This window comes from Bacillus sp. DHT2 (assembly GCF_026241455.1).
GTDB lineage: Bacteria > Bacillota > Bacilli > Bacillales > Bacillaceae_G > Bacillus_A > Bacillus_A pseudomycoides.
Genome location: NZ_JAPHWH010000031.1, coordinates 1 through 15,696 on the forward strand (window position 1 = coordinate 1; position 15,696 = coordinate 15,696).

Genomic DNA, 15,696 nt, shown 5'->3' on the forward strand with positions numbered 1-15,696 from the left:
GCTCATAACCCGAAGGTCGCAGGTTCAAATCCTGTCCCCGCAACCAATGGTCCCGTGGTGTAGTGGTTAACATGCCTGCCTGTCACGCAGGAGATCGCCGGTTCGACCCCGGTCGGGACCGCCATTTATACAAAGAAAAGAACGAAACAACTTGTTTCGTATTTTTTTATTTATTTTTAAGAAAACTTATAAAGACAGTCAATCTTACCCTTAGGACAACTCCTAAGGTCTTTTTTATATGTTCAAAATGAAACAAAGTGAAGAAATCTGTATAATAAAGAGCAGAGAATATTGTGAGTAAGGTAGGTGAAACCTTTGAATAAATATGAAATAACGACAACTTCTTCTGAAGAGACACAGAACTTATCAGAAAGGCTAGGACAACTTGTTAGGGAACAAGATGTACTTGTTTTAGAAGGCGATCTTGGTGCTGGCAAGACAACGTTTACGAAAGGTCTTGCAAAAGGCCTTGGTGTGAAACGAGTTGTAAATAGTCCGACATTCAATATTATTAAAGAGTACAAAGGGAGATTACCGCTATATCATATGGACGTGTATCGTTTAGCGGAAAGTGAAGAAGATTTAGGGTTTGATGAGTATTTTTATGGTGAAGGTATAACAGTAGTAGAATGGGCTCATTTAATTGAATCTTTTCTGCCAAATGAGAAATTAAAAATAAGCTTGTTCCATACAGGTGATGATACAAGAAAAATTGTGTTAGAGCCAAGTGGTGAACGCTATATTAGATTATGTGAGGAGCTATTACAAGATGAAAGTACTAGCAATTGATACTTCAAATTATGTAATGGGGATTTCTCTTATTGATGGAAATACTGTTGTCGGAGAAATCATTACGAATTTAACCAAAAATCATTCTGTACGCCTTATGCCGGCTGTAGAACAACTTCTGAAGGAATGTAATATAAAGCCGAAAGAGCTAGATAAAATCATCGTAGCGGCTGGTCCTGGATCTTATACAGGAGTTCGAATTGGTGTGACTGTTGCAAAAACATTAGCTTGGTCGTTGCAAATACCGATTGTCGGTGTGTCTAGCTTAGAAGTAGTGGCTGCGAATGGAGCGAATTTCCAAGGGGTTATTTGTCCATTGTTTGATGGACGTCGCGGACAAATTTATACGGGCTTGTATACATATAAAGAAGAGCAGTTATCTTCTGTAGAAGAGGATCGAATTATTCTTATTATTGATTGGTTACAGATGTTAAAAGATAAGGGGCAACCTGTTTTATTTATCGGCAATGATGTAGAACAACATAAAGAAACGATTGTAGAATATTTAGGAGATCGAGCTGTGTTTGCTTCTTTTACAAAGAACAACCCAAGACCAAGTGAGCTAGCATTTTTAGGATTACAAAAAGAGGAGCAAAGCGTGCATACATTTGTTCCGAGCTACCTCCGTTTAGCAGAAGCAGAAGCAAAATGGCTAGAAAGTCAAAAAAAATAGGGGTTATCAAAATGGATATTACATTTAGAAAGATGACGACTGATGATATTGCTCAAATTGTAGTAATTGAAGAAGCGTCATTCCCAACTCCTTGGACTGCTGATGCATTTTATCGTGAATTGACGATGAATGAATATGCACATTATGTCGTAATTGAAAAAGATGGTGTGGTAATTGGATACTGCGGATTGTGGATTATTATTGATGAATCACATATTACGAACATAGCCATTTTGCCAGAATATCGCGGTCAAAAACTTGGAGATGCTTTGCTGAAAGAAGTAATGGATCAGGCAAAAGAAATGGGAGCAAAAACGATGACACTTGAAGTACGAGTGTCAAATGAAGTAGCGAAGCAGTTATACCGAAAGTATGGATTCCAAAATGGTGGGATTCGTAAACGATACTATACAGACAATTATGAAGATGGTCTTGTAATGTGGGTGAATATATAATGGAAAAAAATACGATTATACTTGGTATTGAAACGAGCTGTGATGAAACGGCTGTAGCGGTTGTTAAAAATGGAACAGAAATAGTGGCAAATATTGTTGCTTCACAGATTGAGAGCCATAAGCGTTTTGGCGGAGTTGTGCCGGAAATTGCATCTCGTCATCATGTAGAACAAATTACAGTTGTATTAGAAGAAGCATTAAAGGAAGCGAACATTACATTTGAAGATATTGATGCAATTGCTGTGACGGAAGGGCCAGGTTTAGTAGGGGCACTTTTAATTGGTGTAAATGCAGCTAAAGCAGTTGCCTTTGCTCATAATATTCCTCTTGTTGGTGTTCATCATATTGCTGGGCATATTTACGCGAATCGCTTAGTAAAAGAACTACAATTCCCTTTGTTGTCACTGGTTGTGTCTGGCGGGCATACAGAGCTTGTTTATATGAAAGAGCATGGTTCATTTGAAGTAATTGGCGAAACGAGAGATGATGCGGCAGGAGAAGCATATGATAAAGTTGCACGTACATTATCTATGCCATATCCAGGTGGTCCTCATATTGACCGTCTTGCTCATGAAGGACAACCAACGATTGATTTACCACGTGCATGGTTAGAACCAGATTCGTATGATTTTAGCTTTAGTGGACTGAAATCAGCAGTTATCAACACTGTGCATAACGCAAAACAACGTGGAGAAGAAATCGCACCAGAAGATTTAGCAGCTAGCTTCCAAGCGAGTGTAATAGATGTACTAGTAACAAAAGCAGCACGTGCTGCAGAAGCGTATGATGTAAAACAAGTGCTTCTCGCTGGTGGCGTTGCAGCGAATAAAGGACTTCGTGCACGTTTAGAGGAAGAGTTTGCAAAAAAAGAAGAAATCGAGCTCATTATTCCACCGTTATCTTTATGTACAGATAATGCAGCAATGATTGCAGCAGCAGGAACTATTGCATATGAGCAAGGAAAACGTGCAACATTGGCTTTAAATGCAAATCCAGGATTAGATATTGAAGCATAGTTATACACATAATTAACCACAACTTGTGGATAAAACCCATATTATCTGTTGATAATATGGGTTTTATTGTGAATATTAAATGTGCATAATTTTTTTGTTATTTGTGGATAATGTGGAAAAGTTATTTTTGTGTTTATATGATAAAGGTGGATATGTGCATAAGGTTGTGGATAACACTATTGAGGTCAGACCTTCGACCATAATCTTTTGTATTGAAAAATAAACAAGGTAGTTGAATGGCTTTCAACTACCTTGTTTTTATCATATAAATATATAAGGGTTATACGTGTAACTCTTCCCATTCCGCCATAAACTTCTCTAATTTTTCTTGTTTTGTTTGCTTTGCTGTTGTAATCTCACTAGCTCGTTCGTAGTCAGCATATACTTCAGGTAAACAAAGCTCCTCTTCTAATTGTTCAATTTCTTCTTCTAAATTTGCAATGTTTTGTTCAATTTCTTCAATCTTTCGGATGCGTTGACGTTCTGACTTCTTACGTTCTTTTTCTTCAAGGTAATTTAATTTTTCTTGAGCGATAGTTTTTTGGACTGGTGCATCCTCTTCTTGTTGTTCAAATTCCGCACGTTCAATCATTTCATTTTTCTTTTCAATATAGTAGTCATAGTCACCTAAATATTCTTGTGCACCACCTGTTGATAACTCAACAACTGTAGTTGTGACACGGTTAATGAAATAGCGATCATGGGAAACGAATAAAAGAGTCCCAGGATAATCAATTAAGGCATTTTCTAAAATCTCTTTACTATTTAAATCGAGATGGTTTGTTGGCTCATCGAGAATCAGTAAATTAGATTTTTGCATCATCAATTTTGCTAGAGCTAATCGTGCTTTTTGACCACCACTTAAGGAAGATACTGGCTTTAATACATCGTCCCCTGTGAATAAAAAGTTACCGAGTATCGTGCGAATTTCTTTTTCTGGCTCTAGCGGATAATCATCCCATAGTTCGTTTAAAACACGCTTAGATGATGTTAAGTTTGCCTGTTCTTGATCATAATATCCAATAGATACATTTGAACCGAAAGAAACTTCACCGCTTAACGTCTTTAATTTATTCACAATTGATTTTAATAATGTAGATTTCCCAATACCATTTGGACCAACTAGTGCGACACTATCACCGCGGGTTAAGCGCATATTTACATGTTCAATAATCGGTTCTTTGTCATATCCAATTGAAACATCCTTTATTTGTAATACATCGTTTCCGCTTTGTTTTTCGATATCAAAGTGGAAGGATGCTGATTTAGAATCACCTAATGGTCTAGTTAGTAATTCCATTCTGTCTAACTGCTTCCGACGACTTTGTGCACGCTTTGTTGTAGATGCACGGGCAATGTTCTTTTGGACAAAGTCTTCTAGTTTAGCAATTTCCTCTTGTTGTTTCTCATAACGCTTCATTTCCTGCTCATGTAGTGCAGCTTTTAAATCTAAATATTTACTGTAGTTACCAACATATCGTCTGCTTTCTTTATTAGAAATTTCATATACTTGTGTAACAAGCTTGTCTAAAAAGTAGCGATCGTGGGAAACGATTAAAATAGCTCCAGGATAGCCTTGTAAATATTGTTCAAGCCATGTTAATGTATCGATATCTAAATGGTTTGTTGGTTCGTCCAAGATGAGTAAGTCTGGTTTTGTTAGCAGTAGTTTCCCAAGAGCAAGTCTTGTCTTCTGTCCACCACTTAACGTAGAAATCGTTGTTTGGTGTGTTTCAACCGGAAAACCAAGTCCACTTAAAATGGAGCGAATATCAGCTTCATATTGATAACCACCTTGATCTTTGTAGTCTAACTGTAATTGATCATAATCAGCGAGTAATTTTTCGTACGTAGCAGCATTTGAAAAGTTCTCTTCCTTACCCATGTCTAGCTCTAACCTTCGAAGCTTCTTTTCCATTTGCTGCAGATGAGTAAAGACAGTAAGCATTTCATCCCAAATTGTTAAAGAAGTTTCTAAACCAGTATTTTGGGCCAAGTATCCAATTGAAACATCTTTTGGTTTTATAATTTCTCCACCATCGTGAGATAATTCACCGGCAATTATTTTTAATAATGTAGATTTTCCAGCACCATTTCGACCAACTAGTGCAATGCGATCTTTTGTTTGAACTTCCAATTTAATGTTTGCAAGAATTGTTTCAGCACCGTATAATTTTGAAAGCCCATTCACTTGTAATAAAATCAATGTTTTCACCTCAAATAATTTCTTAACTTTGCCATGTTTATATTTCTCAATCATACTAAAAGTAGTGTATAGTTTAAAATAAGAGAGAAGTCTTCTCTCTATTATACAAGGAAAGTCATAAGTGCTAAACTTCTGTATTTGTTTTAAATCTGTGAACAAAGATAGGAAGAGAGGAGAGGTTATATGGATCAGCAAAAGATTCCACAGGCCACTGCCAAACGATTGCCTCTATACTATCGATTTATCCAAAACTTATCTCTTTCTGGTAAGCAGCGTGTTTCATCGGCTGAATTGAGTGAAGCTGTAAAGGTAGATTCAGCAACAATTCGGAGAGATTTTTCGTATTTTGGAGCGTTAGGGAAAAAGGGATATGGATATAATGTGAATTATTTACTATCATTCTTCCGAGAAACGCTTGATCAAGATGATATAACACGTGTAGCACTTATTGGAGTGGGTAATTTAGGGACCGCTTTCTTACATTACAATTTCACCAAAAATAATAATACAAAGATTGAAATGGCATTTGATGTCAATGAAGAGAAAGTTGGAAAAGAAATCGGAGGAATTCCTGTATATCATTTAGATGAATTAGAAGAGCGTTTAACAAATGATATACAAGTGGCAATATTAACAGTACCTGCTACTGTTGCACAGGCTGTAGCAGATCGATTGGCCGAAACAAATATACACGGAATTTTAAATTTTACACCAGCACGATTAAATGTTTCAGAAAATATAAGAATTCACCATATTGATTTAGCTGTAGAATTACAAACACTCGTTTATTTTTTGAAAAATTATCCACAATAAAACGCAGAGGAAATCCCTCTGCGTTTTATTGTTGCTTTTTCTTTGTAAATTTGACTAAGATAAGTCGAAGTGCCAAATTAAAATCAATTGTTGCCATAGCAGCAAACAGCAGTGTCCCAAAGTTCCAAATTGTATCTGTAACGTTCGTAATTGCGAAACGTGTAAAGACACAACCAAGAAGGAAATACAGTGCTGCCATGAACAATGGTGAGTTCCTCATATTTAAAATCCTCCGATAAATCCTTGCATTTTTTCTGCTTCTTTAATCATTTCTTGTATTTGTTCGTTACTTACTAGTACTTGGGCTATTGCAACTAATGTATTCATTGCAACATGTGCCATAATAGGAACGATAATTCGCTTTGTTTTTACATATAAAAAGGCGAATACAAGCCCCATGGAAGTGTATACCAATAAGTGTGTAAAATCAAAGTGAATTGCTGCAAATACAAGTGAGCTAATAATAGCAGCGATAAAGAAGTTGAATTTCTTATACAATGTACCAAATAAAATTTTTCTAAAGACAATTTCCTCTAAAATAGGCCCTATTATTGATATAACAATAAGGAACCATGGGGTGGTCCGTGCTATTTCCATCAAGCGAGCTGTGTTCTCAGATCCAGGTTTAATGCCCAATAAACGCATTTCGATTGTGCCTGCAATTGTTTGAGAAAAGAAAGCTAAAAAGAAACCGATAAAGATCCAACCGATTGTGGCAGGAATACTGGCGCGTTTTGTATCGAAACGGCTTTCGCGAATATCTGTTCGAAGTAGTAAAAGTACAATACATAATGCAATGAAAAAGCTAATAATTGCCCAGTGACCAGTCAGTAGCTGCATTTTTTCTTCTCTGGTGAACCCCCTATTATCATATAGTCCGGTTTTCAAAAGAAGCGGTAATCCAACAATACCTGATAATTGCATAAGAATGTATGTAACTATAATCCACCAATATTGTTTTTTCAAATTGGTTAACCATCCTTTCTAACTCTAGTTTATGAGATAAGGCGGGATAACATGTAAACATCCAGCCGGGGATACGTAATAACCATTCATATTATTATTTTTTTGTAAATCTTTCTTTGAAAATGAAATAGGAGACAGGAAAAAGCTGTATCTATAGAGAAAACAACTTATGGTATCTTCCATATTGTAACATACGATAAGTGAAAACGCTGATTCATATATATAAGGCTTTCGCGAGAATGGTTGCAGCGATAACAGAATGATTTTTCTTAGGAAGTTATATAAAAAAAGTTTATATAGCAATTTGCGAAAAAATTATGATTTTTTTACTTGCAAAAGAAAATTAGATTATTTATTATTATAAGTGTGTTAGCACTCGAGGTCGTTGAGTGCTAATAAAGAAAATTTACATAGAAAAATGAGGAGGTTATTGTTCATGCTAAAGCCATTAGGTGATCGCGTTGTAATTGAGCTTGTTCAAGCAGAAGAAAAAACAGCAAGTGGTATTGTATTACCAGACACTGCAAAAGAAAAACCACAAGAGGGTAAAGTTATTGCAGTAGGTACTGGCCGAGTGCTTGAAAATGGTGAGCGTGTTGCTTTAGAGGTAGCAGCAGGTGATCTTATCATCTTCTCAAAATATGCAGGTACTGAAGTGAAATATGAAGGTACAGACTACTTGATTTTACGTGAAAGTGACATTTTAGCAATTATCGGTTAATTATATACATTTTAAAAATCCAAGGGGGTCAATTATTATGGCAAAAGATATTAAATTTAGTGAAGAAGCACGTCGTTCGATGCTTCGCGGTGTCGACACTCTTGCAAATGCAGTAAAAGTAACGCTTGGACCAAAAGGTCGTAACGTTGTACTTGAGAAAAAATTCGGTTCACCACTTATTACAAATGATGGTGTAACAATTGCGAAAGAAATCGAATTAGAAGATGCTTTCGAAAACATGGGTGCAAAATTAGTAGCAGAAGTTGCTAGCAAAACAAATGACGTAGCTGGTGACGGAACAACAACTGCAACTGTATTAGCACAAGCTATGATTCGTGAAGGTTTAAAAAACGTAACAGCTGGCGCGAACCCAATGGGTCTTCGTAAAGGTATCGAAAAAGCGGTTGTTACAGCAATTGAAGAATTAAAAATAATTTCTAAACCAATCGAAGGTAAATCTTCTATCGCACAAGTAGCTGCTATTTCATCAGCTGACGAAGAAGTAGGTCAATTAATTGCAGAAGCAATGGAGCGCGTTGGTAACGACGGCGTTATTACTTTAGAAGAATCTAAAGGATTCACAACAGAATTAGATGTAGTAGAAGGTATGCAATTTGATCGTGGATATGCATCTCCTTACATGATTACTGATTCTGACAAAATGGAAGCAGTACTTGATAACCCATATATCTTAATCACTGACAAAAAGATTTCTAACATTCAAGAAATCTTACCAGTGTTAGAGCAAGTGGTACAACAAGGTAAACCACTTCTTATCATTGCAGAAGATGTAGAAGGTGAAGCATTAGCTACATTAGTAGTGAACAAACTTCGTGGTACATTCAATGTAGTAGCTGTTAAAGCTCCTGGATTTGGTGACCGTCGTAAAGCAATGCTAGAAGATATCGCGATCTTAACTGGCGGTGAAGTGATCACTGAAGAATTAGGACGCGACTTAAAATCAGCTACAGTTGCATCTTTAGGACGCGCTGGCAAAGTTGTTGTAACGAAAGAAAACACAACTGTAGTTGAAGGTGTAGGTAACACAGAACAAATCGAAGCTCGCATCGGTCAAATCCGTGCACAATTAGAAGAAACAACTTCTGAATTCGATCGTGAAAAATTACAAGAGCGTCTTGCTAAACTTGCAGGAGGCGTAGCAGTAATTAAAGTAGGTGCAGCAACTGAAACTGAGTTAAAAGAGCGCAAACTTCGCATTGAAGATGCACTTAACTCAACTCGTGCAGCAGTAGAAGAAGGTATTGTTGCAGGTGGTGGTACTTCACTTATGAACGTATACACTAAAGTAGCTTCTATTTCAGCTGAAGGTGACGAAGCAACAGGTATCAACATTGTACTTCGTGCATTAGAAGAGCCAGTTCGTCAAATCGCAATCAACGCTGGTCTAGAAGGATCCGTTGTTGTAGAACGCTTAAAAGGCGAAAAAGTAGGCGTTGGTTTCAACGCAGCAACTGGCGAATGGGTAAACATGCTTGAGTCTGGTATCGTAGACCCAGCAAAAGTAACTCGTTCTGCACTTCAAAACGCGGCATCTGTTGCAGCTATGTTCTTAACAACTGAAGCTGTAGTTGCTGACAAGCCAGAACCAAATGCACCAGCAATGCCTGACATGGGCGGCATGGGCATGGGCGGTATGGGCGGAATGATGTAATTTCATTCGCCAAAGAAACATTCATCTCTATATAGGGGTGAATGTTTTTTGTTATGGGACAAAAAAATATAGAAATAAAGGTTTCTTGGGATAAAGAAAATAATTTCTGTAGAATTTTGTCGCTTTCTCTCTTGACCGTATTGATACTTCATTGTTAGAATCTAGGAAGATAATATAAAACAATCCTTCATATATCCTCAATGATATGGTTTGAGAGTCTCTACCGGGTTACCGTAAACAACCTGACTATGAAGGCAGTGTGTCTTATATTTATAAAGAGCGGGATACTATCTTTATAAAGCCAGACCTCTGCCTTTTCTTTGTTATGAGACTGAGGGCGGAGGACTGGCTTTTTTTATTATATTGGTAATGCTTTTTGCCAAATTGGTGAAAATATTTATATACAGAACTAACGTTGGGGTGATTATTTTGAAGAAACAGCACGATACAATTATCGTTTTAGATTTTGGGAGTCAGTACAATCAGTTAATTGCACGTCGAATTCGTGAGTTCGGTGTATACAGTGAACTTCATCCACATACAATTACTGCAGAAGAAATTAAAGCAATGAATCCAAAAGGGATTATTTTCTCTGGTGGACCGAATAGTGTATATGGTGAAAATGCATTCCACTGTGATGAAAAAATCTTTGAATTAGGATTACCGATTTTCGGTATTTGTTACGGTATGCAGCTTATGACAAAACACTTTGGTGGAAAAGTAGAACGTGCAAACCATCGTGAGTACGGAAAAGCAGTTCTTAAAGTAGAGAACGGATCAAAATTATATGCGAACCTTCCAGAAGAGCAAGTTGTATGGATGAGTCATGGTGACTTAGTAACTGGTTTGCCAGAAGGATTCGTAGTAGATGCAACAAGTGAGTCTTGTCCAATTGCTGGTATGAGCAATGAAGCAAAAAACTTATACGGTGTACAATTCCATCCAGAAGTACGTCATTCTGAGCACGGTAATGATTTAATCAAAAACTTCGTATTCGGCGTATGTGGCTGTTCTGAAGGTTGGAACATGGAGAACTTTATTGAAGTAGAATTAGAAAAAATCCGTGAAACTGTTGGCGATAAAAAAGTACTATGCGCACTTAGTGGCGGTGTAGACTCTTCTGTTGTAGCAGTATTAATCCATAAAGCAATCGGTGACCAATTAACATGTATTTTCGTTGACCATGGTTTACTTCGTAAAGGTGAAGCGGAAGGTGTTATGAAAACATTTAGCGAAGGCTTCCACATGAACGTTATTAAAGTGGATGCAAAAGAACGCTTCATGAATAAGTTAAAAGGTGTAGAAGATCCAGAACAAAAACGCAAAATCATTGGTAATGAATTTATTTACGTATTTGATGATGAAGCTTCTAGATTAGAAGGAATGGACTTCTTAGCACAAGGTACACTGTACACAGATATTGTTGAAAGTGGTACAGCAACTGCACAAACAATTAAATCTCACCATAACGTTGGTGGACTTCCAGAAGATATGCAGTTCAAATTAATTGAGCCTTTAAACACTCTATTTAAGGATGAAGTACGTGTATTAGGATCAGAACTAGGAATTCCTGATGAAATCGTATGGCGTCAACCGTTCCCGGGTCCAGGACTTGGTATCCGTGTATTAGGCGAAATCACAGAAGAAAAATTAGAAATCGTTCGTGAATCCGATGCGATTTTACGTGAGGAAATCCAAAAAGCTGGCTTAGATCGTGAAATTTGGCAATACTTCACTGCACTTCCTGGCATGCGTAGCGTAGGTGTTATGGGTGACGAGCGTACTTACGATTACACAGTAGGTATCCGTGCAGTAACATCAATCGATGGTATGACAGCAGATTGGGCACGTATCCCTTGGGATGTATTAGAGAAAATCTCTGTGCGTATCGTAAACGAAGTAAAACACGTTAACCGTATCGTGTATGATGTAACGAGTAAGCCACCAGCAACAATTGAGTGGGAATAGAATAGGTTTATTCGTTTAAAAGAAGACCCATCTATGATTTTATGCATAGATGGGTCTTTTTTTTGTTATTTATACGAACGAAAAATAAAAATCGCATAAAAATGTTCGTTTTTAAATTGACATACACCTATATGTGAGTTAATATGAGTATGTAATTGATACGAAAAAATGAATATTACAGCCGTCGTATAATATCGGGGATATGGCCCGAAAGTTTCTACCTAGCTACCGTAAATGGCTTGACTACGAGGCGTTTTTATAAAGGTAAGGGGAAATCTGCCTTTATTTACAGAACGCTTCCATGTATATGCAATGGAAGCCTTTTTTATTTTTATAGATAAAAGAGGGCTAGGGAGGGTTACGACGAGTAATCATATAACGGGGGAAACGTAGAATGAAACGTTATTTTCAGTTCGATGAGCTCGGTACAAATTATAAAACAGAGTTCATTGCAGGGTTAACGACATTTTTATCTATGGCTTATGTATTATTTGTCAATCCTGCTACACTGTCACTGGGAAACATTAAAGGGTTACCAGCAGGAACAGGAATGGATCCGGGAGCGGTCTTTGTTGCCACTGCATTAGCGGCTGCAATTGGGTCACTGATTATGGGGATTTTCGCAAAATATCCAATTGCCTTAGCGCCAGGAATGGGAATCAATGCATTCTTTGCTTATACAGCGGTGTTAACGATGGGGATTCCGTGGCAAACAGCGATTGCCGGAACTTTAATGTCAGGTATTATCTTTATTATTCTTACTGCTTCTGGTATTCGCGAAAAAATTATTAATGCCATTCCATTAGAGTTGAAGTTTGCAGTAGCAGCAGGAATTGGTTTGTTTATCGCCTTTCTTGGTTTTCAAAATGCAGGAATTATTGTGAAGAATGATGCGGTTCTTGTTGGATTGGGAGATTTAACAAAGGGCACAACATTACTTGCGATTTTCGGTGTAGTGATTACAATCATTCTAATGATTAAAAAAATAAACGGTGCTGTTTTCTACGGAATGATTCTTACAGCAATCCTTGGAGTAGCAACAGGATTAATTGATACACCAAAAGCTGTCGTTGGTGCAATTCCTAGTTTAGAACCTACGTTCGGTGTGGCGTTCCAGCACTTCGGAGATATCTTCACTGTTCAAATGGGAATTGTTATTATAACATTCTTCTTCATTGATTTCTTTGATACAGCGGGTACACTTGTAGCAGTTGCGAATCAAGCTGGGTTAATGAAGAACAATAAATTACCACGTGCGGGAAAAGCATTATTTGCAGATGCGATTGCAACTGTAATTGGTGCGATTCTTGGGACATCTACGACAACGTCTTACATTGAATCGTCTGCAGGGGTAGCAGCAGGAGGGCGTTCAGGATTTACAGCAGTTGTAACAGCCGGATTTTTCTTGTTAGCACTTTTCTTTTCACCATTATTAAGTGTTGTGACAGCGTCTGTAACGGCACCGGCTTTAATTATTGTAGGGATTTTGATGGTTTCGTCTCTAGGAGAAATTGATTGGAAGAAATTCGAGATTGCAGTACCAGCATTCTTTACGATTATTTCTATGCCACTTACGTATAGTATTGCAACAGGAATAGCAATTGGATTTATCTTCTATCCAATTACAATGGTTGTAAGTGGTCGTCGTAAAGAAATTCATCCAATTATGTATGTAATGGGAGTTTTATTCGTACTATATTTCATCTACGTTCGTAAATAAAGGGGTTTTTGAAAGGTCCAGACTAAGGGGAGTCTAGACCTTTTTTGCGTCTTCAGAAAATCTTAAGGATTTCGTTCCGTTTTTCTTCAGAAGTTTTCTTATAATAGAAGTTAGGGAATGAAAAAGCTATGGGGGAGATATTGTGGGACACGAAACAATACTTGTTGTAGATGATGAAAAAGAAATTCGGGATTTAATTACGATTTATTTAAAGAATGAAGGATATAAGGTGCTACAGGCAGAGGATGGAGCAGAGGGTTTATATATATTAGAGAAAAATGAAGTGCATTTAGTTGTATTGGATATTATGATGCCGAAAATTGATGGTATCCATATGTGTATGAAAATAAGAGAAGCGAAAGAGATGCCAATTATTATGTTGTCTGCGAAAACGCAAGATATGGATAAAATTTTAGGGCTAACAACAGGAGCGGACGATTATGTAACGAAACCTTTCAATCCGTTAGAACTGATAGCGAGAATAAAATCGCAGCTTCGTCGATATATGAAAATGAATGGATTTATTGTCCAAAATGAAAATGAAATTGAAATCGGGAATATGAAAATAAACGTTTCAACCCACAAAGTTGTTGTAGAAAATGAAGAAGTGAAACTAACTCCGAGGGAATTTTCGATTTTGGAGTTACTAGCTCGTAATCCAGAGATGGTCTTTAGTGCAGAACAAATTTATGAAAAGGTTTGGAATGAACGATCTTTCCAATCTGATAATACTGTCATGGTGCATATTCGAAAAATACGTGAGAAGACTGAAGAGAATCCGAGAAAGCCAATATATATAAAAACAGTATGGGGAGTGGGGTATAAGATTGAGAAAGATAATTAAAAACATATTTAGGCCGATTGGTTGGATGAATCGAACTTTTAAAAAAATAATATATAAAGTAATAAGGGGAGTACAAAAGAGTTTACGTGTACAACTGATAACTACGTTTGCTTTCTGTATTTTGTTGGGTGTAATAGGAGTGTGGACATCATCTCCGTTTTTTCAAGGAATAAATACATACTCTGTAATTGATTATTCATCTGGTATGCGAGGAATTGATGCAACTGCTGAAAGACTTGCCGAGGTTATTACAAGAGAAGGTGCTGATGTTAACGTCCAAGAAGTTTTTGAACGTCCGGAGTATCAAGGTGAATTAAAAGTGTTAATTGTAGATGAGAATGGAAAAGTTATATATAAGACAAAAGATGCTCAGGAAGAACAAGTTAATCTTCATAGTACTATTCGTAATATAATGAGTTTCAAAATAAATCGCTCTCAATATGAATATCAAAAAAATGTAATAGATAATGAAATTGAAAGAGAGCGTAAAGAATTTACGACTTTTTATCCTTTAACAATTCAAGAGAAAAATATGTATATGATCGCAAGCGGTATACCGGAAGGGAATATTAGAGTAGTACAGAATGATGGGCCGTTTCCATTTTTGATTGGCTTTGTTATTTTTTTATTTTCTTTCTTTTATATAACTAAAAGAAAGATGAGGCAAGTTGAGGCGATGGCGGAAGGTGTAAAAGAAATCGCGAAAGGTAACCTGCAATATAGAATTCCGCAGAAGGGGCAAGATGAATTAAGTTTGCTAGCTGTGAATATGAATCAGATGGCAAAAGAATTATTTTCCAACATAGAAAAAGAAAGAAGAATAGAGAAGCAAAAGAATGAATTGATTACAAATGTATCTCATGACTTGCGAACGCCACTTACATCTATTATGGGTTATTTGCGTTTATTACAGGATTCAAAATATGAAAGTAAAGAACAGCACAATGAATATGTGAGAATTGCTTTCTCGAAATCTGAGCAGTTAAAGAATTTAATAGAAGATTTATTTGAGTATACAAAGTTAACAAATGAAAAGATGGTATTAGAAAAGAAAGAAGTGTGTATAACCGAACTTCTGGAGCAATTAATAGAAGAGCTAGTACCACAGGCTGAAGAAGAAGGACTTATACTCGTGAAGCAGTTGCCTAAAGAACGTGTGTATGCTGCGATTGATTCAGAGAAGATGGTCCGTGTATTTGAGAATCTATTAATGAATGCTATTAAATATAGTAAAGATGATGGAGAGATTAAGGTTTCCCTTCAAAGACAACGCCGGAATATACAAATTACGGTTGCGAACCATAGTGAAGAGTTTACAAAGGAAGAGTTAGGGAACTTGTTTGAACGCTTCTATAAGAAAGATCAATCTAGAAGTAGAGTAACGGAAGGATCGGGACTCGGATTAGCAATCGCTAAAAGTATTGTTGAATTACAAGGGGGAGAAATTCGAGCAGAATATGAGGATGGAATTATTCAGTTTATCGTTTCACTACCAATTATAGAAGAAAAGTAAATAAAGAGAGAGTTATGGAAGAGGAAGGCTTGTTTATAAGGAATAAGCCTTCTTTATATTTTTTTAGAAAAACATATTGACGTTTATACAAATGAAGTGTAGTATTATACGAGTCGCCGATAGCAACAACGCAAAACGCGACAAACGAAATGAAAAAACTTAGTTGACATTGAAACATGAAAGTGTTAACATAAGGGAGTCGCAAATGAGCGACAAACAAGTTCTTTGAAAACTGAACGAAACAAACAACGTGAAACGTCAATTTTTATTTTAGATGCTAGACAAACTAACTTTATTGGAGAGTTTGATCCTGGCTCAGGATGAACGCTGGCGGCGTGCC

General features: G+C 36.8%; 14 protein-coding genes, 1 tRNA gene and 2 riboswitches. Of the genes, 12 read left to right on the forward strand and 3 right to left on the reverse strand.

Translation table 11 applies throughout. The features are described from left to right. The first annotated feature begins 48 nt into the window (after positions 1-48). The 5 genes from ORL93_RS29745 (at position 49) to tsaD (ending at position 2,933) form a co-directional block, all read left to right on the forward strand. A tRNA-Asp gene (locus ORL93_RS29745) sits at positions 49-124 on the forward strand. Positions 125-315: 191 nt separating this feature from the next. Beyond that, positions 316-789, forward strand: coding sequence for a tRNA (adenosine(37)-N6)-threonylcarbamoyltransferase complex ATPase subunit type 1 TsaE (tsaE, locus tag ORL93_RS29750; RefSeq protein ID WP_018783545.1), 474 nt, complete (start codon positions 316-318; stop codon positions 787-789). Then, positions 770-1,462, forward strand: a complete 693-nt coding sequence (gene tsaB, locus ORL93_RS29755) for a tRNA (adenosine(37)-N6)-threonylcarbamoyltransferase complex dimerization subunit type 1 TsaB (protein WP_018783544.1) — start codon at positions 770-772, stop codon at positions 1,460-1,462. The genes tsaE and tsaB overlap by 20 nt, the downstream gene beginning before the upstream one ends. A gap of 11 nt (positions 1,463-1,473) precedes the next feature. Beyond that, positions 1,474-1,917 (forward strand): ribosomal protein S18-alanine N-acetyltransferase, encoded by a 444-nt coding sequence (rimI, locus tag ORL93_RS29760; protein ID WP_006093166.1) that lies wholly within the window; start codon positions 1,474-1,476, stop codon positions 1,915-1,917. Further along, complete coding sequence (tsaD, locus tag ORL93_RS29765) at positions 1,917-2,933, forward strand: tRNA (adenosine(37)-N6)-threonylcarbamoyltransferase complex transferase subunit TsaD (protein ID WP_003194551.1); 1,017 nt, start codon at positions 1,917-1,919, stop codon at positions 2,931-2,933. Before rimI ends, tsaD begins: the two co-directional genes overlap by 1 nt. Before the next feature lie 280 nt (positions 2,934-3,213). Here tsaD and ORL93_RS29770 read toward each other — a convergent pair whose 3' ends face one another. Next, a complete protein-coding gene (locus tag ORL93_RS29770; protein ID WP_018783543.1) occupies positions 3,214-5,139 on the reverse strand; it encodes an ABC-F family ATP-binding cassette domain-containing protein in 1,926 nt (641 codons plus the stop codon). 183 nt (positions 5,140-5,322) lie between these two features. Here ORL93_RS29770 and ORL93_RS29775 point away from each other — a divergent pair, with 183 nt between their 5' ends. Then, positions 5,323-5,952, forward strand: a complete 630-nt coding sequence (locus ORL93_RS29775) for a redox-sensing transcriptional repressor Rex (RefSeq protein WP_003205609.1) — start codon at positions 5,323-5,325, stop codon at positions 5,950-5,952. Between the two features lie 25 nt (positions 5,953-5,977). Here the strand turns inward: ORL93_RS29775 and ORL93_RS29780 are convergent, their stop codons facing one another. Both ORL93_RS29780 and ORL93_RS29785 read right to left on the reverse strand, forming a co-directional pair. Continuing rightward, the gene (locus ORL93_RS29780; protein WP_016117046.1) at positions 5,978-6,172 is read right to left on the reverse strand and encodes a YdiK family protein; all 195 of its coding nucleotides are present in this window, start codon (positions 6,170-6,172) and stop codon (positions 5,978-5,980) included. Positions 6,173-6,174: 2 nt separating this feature from the next. Continuing rightward, positions 6,175-6,918 (reverse strand): CPBP family intramembrane glutamic endopeptidase, encoded by a 744-nt coding sequence (locus tag ORL93_RS29785; RefSeq protein ID WP_016117047.1) that lies wholly within the window; start codon positions 6,916-6,918, stop codon positions 6,175-6,177. 436 nt (positions 6,919-7,354) lie between these two features. Here ORL93_RS29785 and groES point away from each other — a divergent pair, with 436 nt between their 5' ends. From groES to ORL93_RS29815, 6 genes are all read left to right on the forward strand, one after another. Then, positions 7,355-7,639 carry a co-chaperone GroES gene (gene groES, locus ORL93_RS29790; RefSeq protein WP_000917305.1) on the forward strand — a complete coding sequence of 95 codons (285 nt, stop codon included), beginning with the start codon at positions 7,355-7,357 and terminating at the stop codon, positions 7,637-7,639. Positions 7,640-7,676: 37 nt separating this feature from the next. After that, positions 7,677-9,311: a chaperonin GroEL gene (gene groL, locus ORL93_RS29795; protein WP_006093172.1), complete on the forward strand. Its 1,635-nt coding sequence runs from the start codon at positions 7,677-7,679 to the stop codon at positions 9,309-9,311. A 167-nt stretch (positions 9,312-9,478) separates the two neighbouring features. Then, positions 9,479-9,580: riboswitch (purine riboswitch) on the forward strand. 160 nt (positions 9,581-9,740) lie between these two features. Further along, positions 9,741-11,279, forward strand: a complete 1,539-nt coding sequence (gene guaA / locus ORL93_RS29800; RefSeq protein ID WP_018783542.1) for a glutamine-hydrolyzing GMP synthase — start codon at positions 9,741-9,743, stop codon at positions 11,277-11,279. Between the two features lie 163 nt (positions 11,280-11,442). Further along, a riboswitch (purine riboswitch) is annotated at positions 11,443-11,545 on the forward strand. Between the two features lie 128 nt (positions 11,546-11,673). Next, positions 11,674-12,999: an NCS2 family permease gene (locus tag ORL93_RS29805; RefSeq protein ID WP_003194563.1), complete on the forward strand. Its 1,326-nt coding sequence runs from the start codon at positions 11,674-11,676 to the stop codon at positions 12,997-12,999. Positions 13,000-13,141: 142 nt separating this feature from the next. Next, the gene (locus ORL93_RS29810; protein WP_003194565.1) at positions 13,142-13,843 is read left to right on the forward strand and encodes a response regulator transcription factor; all 702 of its coding nucleotides are present in this window, start codon (positions 13,142-13,144) and stop codon (positions 13,841-13,843) included. A gap of 25 nt (positions 13,844-13,868) precedes the next feature. Then, the gene (locus tag ORL93_RS29815; protein WP_098910074.1) at positions 13,869-15,356 is read left to right on the forward strand and encodes a sensor histidine kinase; all 1,488 of its coding nucleotides are present in this window, start codon (positions 13,869-13,871) and stop codon (positions 15,354-15,356) included. The last annotated feature ends 340 nt before the right edge of the window (positions 15,357-15,696 follow it).

What these genes read in the sequence shown, in the direction of transcription:
- tsaB (WP_018783544.1), top strand. Translation starts at nt 770, where the DNA reads ATGAAAGTACTAGCAATTGATACTTCAAATTATGTAATGGGGATTTCT.
- rimI (WP_006093166.1), top strand. Translation starts at nt 1,474, where the DNA reads ATGGATATTACATTTAGAAAGATGACGACTGATGATATTGCTCAAATT.
- tsaD (WP_003194551.1), top strand. Translation starts at nt 1,917, where the DNA reads ATGGAAAAAAATACGATTATACTTGGTATTGAAACGAGCTGTGATGAA.
- ORL93_RS29775 (WP_003205609.1), top strand. Translation starts at nt 5,323, where the DNA reads ATGGATCAGCAAAAGATTCCACAGGCCACTGCCAAACGATTGCCTCTA.
- ORL93_RS29780 (WP_016117046.1), bottom strand. Translation starts at nt 6,172, where the DNA reads ATGAGGAACTCACCATTGTTCATGGCAGCACTGTATTTCCTTCTTGGT.
- groES (WP_000917305.1), top strand. Translation starts at nt 7,355, where the DNA reads ATGCTAAAGCCATTAGGTGATCGCGTTGTAATTGAGCTTGTTCAAGCA.
- groL (WP_006093172.1), top strand. Translation starts at nt 7,677, where the DNA reads ATGGCAAAAGATATTAAATTTAGTGAAGAAGCACGTCGTTCGATGCTT.
- ORL93_RS29805 (WP_003194563.1), top strand. Translation starts at nt 11,674, where the DNA reads ATGAAACGTTATTTTCAGTTCGATGAGCTCGGTACAAATTATAAAACA.
- ORL93_RS29815 (WP_098910074.1), top strand. Translation starts at nt 13,869, where the DNA reads ATGAATCGAACTTTTAAAAAAATAATATATAAAGTAATAAGGGGAGTA.